Consider the following 3513-nt stretch of genomic DNA (forward strand, 5'->3'; position numbering starts at 1 on the left):
CATCGGGCGGATGGGCAAGTTCAATCGTGGTGTGTGTTCGGTGGCGTTCCCGATCGCCATGCGCTGGCTCGCCGGGGAGATCATGGCGCCGCCGCGGTCGTTCGCGCGTGAATTCGACATTCCGCACGAGGTGATCGAGCAGGCGTTCTGGAAGTCGGAGCACTCCCAGAAGATCCTGTCCGGCTACTTCGGCGACATGCGCAAACTGGCCGACGACCTCGGCCTGATGAACCCGGTCGCACGGCGGATGTGGCGGACACTCGGTGTAGGCGGACCCGCTTCGCGCTACCGCAGCGAGCCTGCGCGCGGCAAGCGCCGGGTCGCCTGAGCCTGGGCAGGTGGCGCTGGATCAGTGACCGTCACCGGCGACGAGCTGGGTGATGATTTCCACGAGCTGCTGGTCGGGATCGAGAGCCAGACCATGTCTGCGGGCGACACCGTCGACCACGTGCCAGGCGTAGGAGGCGAGCTCCTCGATCAGCTGTTCTCTGGTCAGCGCCGGATTCGTGTCGTTGGCCCAGCGGGTGACGGTCGCCTCGGTCATCGACACGATGGCGAAGGTCATCGTGTCGGCCGTGGCGTCGTCGGTCACGCCGACGACACCGGCGAGGCCGGTGACCAGTGCCCTGGCCGACGCCGCGATGGTCGCGATGAGGGCGCTCATCGCGTCAACATCGGGATCGGCCTCCGACGGGCCGGTGCGCAGGAACTCGTGCAGCCGTGGATGCACTTCGATCCAGGTGACCACGCCGCCGACAGTGCGCACGAGGATGTCGTGGATGGAGCCGTCGCCGATATCGAGGGCGTCTTCGATCTCGGCGACGAACCGGTCGGCGATCTCACTCCTGATCCGGCGATCCAGTTCGTCGCGGCCGGCGAACTGCCGGTAGACGACTGATTTCGCGAGGCCCGCGTGCTCGGCGATCTGCACGATCGGGACCTCGACGCCGGCGGGGGCCCGCTCGAGCAACTCGACCGCGGACAGCACGATCCGCTCCCGGCGGCTGTCGTTGTGCGGTTGCCATCGGGTTTGTCTGCCGCTCGCGGCGCTGGAGGGGTGTGACGGTGCGGTCGACACCCGCCCGAGTGTAGAGCACCTGCCAGCGCCCGAAACCGCTACCGCGGTACCGACACAGGATCGGTGCAGCTCGTCAATGAGTCGACCAGGGAGCACGGCACAGGTCCGCGGGTCGGTCGATAGCCGGCGGGGACGCCGCCCAGCGCGGTGATCGCCCGGTAGGCCGCGACGGCGTCGGTCGGCTTGCGGGTGAGGGTGGGATCGGTGCGTACGTCGACGGTGTAGAGGCCGAAACGTGGTGTGTAGGAACCCCATTCGTAGTTGTCGGTGAGGCTCCAGTAGTTGTAGCCCATCAGCGGGATGCCGTCGGCGACAGCGCGCTGCAACCAGTAGACGGTGTCGCGCAGCGAATCGGCGCGGGTGTAGCCGTCCGTGCGCGGCAGCCCGTTCTCGGTGGGGATGCCGTTCTCGACGATGTAGAGAGGCTTGCCAGGGAAGCGGCGCGCGTAGTGATCGAGTGCATAGTAGATGCCTTCGGCCTGCAGCGGAATCGTCCAGAGCCGGTCGAAATCGGGGACGGCGAGCTGGGTGGGAGACAGGCCGTAGTAGTAGTCGATGCCGAGGTAATCCAGGCGCGCCGAGATCCGGTCGAGCAGGGGACCGCTGACCGCGTCGTCGGCGGCGGGGATGTACGCGACATTGCTGGTGACCTGGGCGCCGGGCTGCACGGCATGGATGTAGTCGTAGATGCTGTTGTGCGCCTGTGTGATTCGTGAACCCATGGCGAGGACATCGGTCGCGCCGATACCGCTGCGGCGCAGTTCGTTGACCAGATAGAACGTCGGCTCGTTGAAGGTCACCCAGAGTGGGTCGGTGCCGGCGAAGCGGTCGACCACGTGCCGGGCGTTGGCGAGCCAGTTCGCCACGATCTCGGGATCGCGCCAGCCGCCCCGATCGGCGGCCCAGCCCGGGTACACCCAGTGGTCGAGGGTCAGCATCGGTCGCATGCCCGCGTCGGTGATCGCTCGCACGACATCGTCGTAGAAGGCGAGTGCGCTCTCGTCCCAGACGCCGGGTTGCGGTTGCACGCGGGCCCATTCGATGCCGATGCGGTACACGCGCACACCGAGATCCGCGGCGAGGGTGATGTCGGATCGGTAGCGCGTGCGGAAGTCGACCGAGTTCAGATACGGGTCGTGCGTCGCGCCCGACTCGGCATAACGGCGCCAATTGCTGTCCGGTGCATCGCCTTCGGCTTGGAAGCCAGAAGCTGCCACGCCCCAGAGGAATTCGGGTCCGAGGGGCGCCAGCTGGGCAGGTGCGGGAGGTCGAGCGAGGGCGGGGGAGAGGCTGGCCGGGAGCAGTGCCGCGGCGGCCAAGGCGACCGTGACGAGGAATCGGCGAACACTGGGGGAGGGCATGACACTCACTCCTGGCAGGAAAGGGGAGGGAAGTGTTTCAGTGTGCGGCATCGGGCAGGTTGATTCCGGGAATCAGGCCGGTGCGGCGAATGAACTCAAAGGTCGATAATCAACATGTCAATACGTAGATATGCGCATCTACTAATATGACATCCCTTCACTCCACCAACGTCCACCGCCAGTAACAACAAACCCGTCATTTTTCGACAACTCACCAGCACCGACGAGAGAGGGAGGCAGGCCCGCCTGTCGCGACGGCGCTCCGGGAAGTCGAGTGAGTTGCCTCTCAGGGGACCGTCCTGAGTCGATGGATCCGTTTCCCTCGAGCCAGGATTCGAGGATGGCGTGGAATCCCTTACCTGCCCTCGCACGCGAACTCGCCGCACAGCCCTGGCTGATGCGCGGCGCCGGCGTCGTCTTGCCGACCGAACGACTGCTGCGCAGGCTCAGCGGCGGCCGGTGGGGAGTTCTGGACCTGGCCGGCCTGCCGTCGATCGAGGTCACCGTGGTCGGCCGCAAGTCGGGTCAGCCGCGGACGACGTCGCTGCTGTGCGTCCCGGACGGCGACGGCTTCTATCTCGTCGGCTCGAACTGGGGCAAGCCGCAGCATCCGGCGTGGTCGGCGAACCTGCGCGCGGCACGCACCGCCTCGGTCCGCTACAGCAGCAGCTCACCGTTCCCGGTGACGGTCACGGAGATCACCGGCGTCGAGCGTAAACGCGTCTGGGACCAGGTCGTGGAGTTCTGGCCCGGCTACGAGATGGAATTCGAATTGTCCGGCGGCCGTGAGTTTCGCATCTTCCGGCTGGACAGCATCGGGGACTGAGTTACGGAGGTGCCGATCCAGGACTGGTCGACGAGCCGCGTCGGATCAGGCGGGTTGCGTCGTTCGAAGGCACCGCGTCAGACGGTGGGCGCGACCCGCAGTCGATGCCAATCGGCGATGAGCTCCGCGACGAGCCACGGCGCGTCGCACATGGGGAAGTGGTATCCGTTCGGCACCACCGCTTGATCGACGTCGGGCTCGAGCGTGCGCCACCGGGATTGCATCCTCAGTGGATCGTTGTGTTCTCC

General features: G+C 66.5%; 4 protein-coding genes. 2 read left to right on the forward strand and 2 right to left on the reverse strand.

The window, feature by feature from the left end:
- Positions 1-328, forward strand: a 328-nt coding sequence (locus ACFWPJ_RS27960) for a diiron oxygenase (RefSeq protein WP_378855752.1), incomplete at its 5' end; no start/stop codon positions are given.
- 21 nt (positions 329-349) lie between these two features.
- Here the strand turns inward: ACFWPJ_RS27960 and ACFWPJ_RS27965 are convergent.
- A complete protein-coding gene (locus ACFWPJ_RS27965; RefSeq protein WP_378855754.1) occupies positions 350-1078 on the reverse strand; it encodes a TetR/AcrR family transcriptional regulator in 729 nt (242 codons plus the stop codon).
- A gap of 38 nt (positions 1079-1116) precedes the next feature.
- The gene (locus tag ACFWPJ_RS27970; protein ID WP_378855756.1) at positions 1117-2439 is read right to left on the reverse strand and encodes a family 1 glycosylhydrolase; all 1323 of its coding nucleotides are present in this window, start codon (positions 2437-2439) and stop codon (positions 1117-1119) included.
- A gap of 340 nt (positions 2440-2779) precedes the next feature.
- Here ACFWPJ_RS27970 and ACFWPJ_RS27975 point away from each other — a divergent pair, with 340 nt between their 5' ends.
- Positions 2780-3265: a nitroreductase family deazaflavin-dependent oxidoreductase gene (locus ACFWPJ_RS27975; RefSeq protein ID WP_378855758.1), complete on the forward strand. Its 486-nt coding sequence runs from the start codon at positions 2780-2782 to the stop codon at positions 3263-3265.
- The last annotated feature ends 248 nt before the right edge of the window (positions 3266-3513 follow it).

The organism is Nocardia sp. NPDC058497 (assembly GCF_042720195.1).
Taxonomy (GTDB): Bacteria; Actinomycetota; Actinomycetes; order Mycobacteriales; family Mycobacteriaceae; genus Nocardia.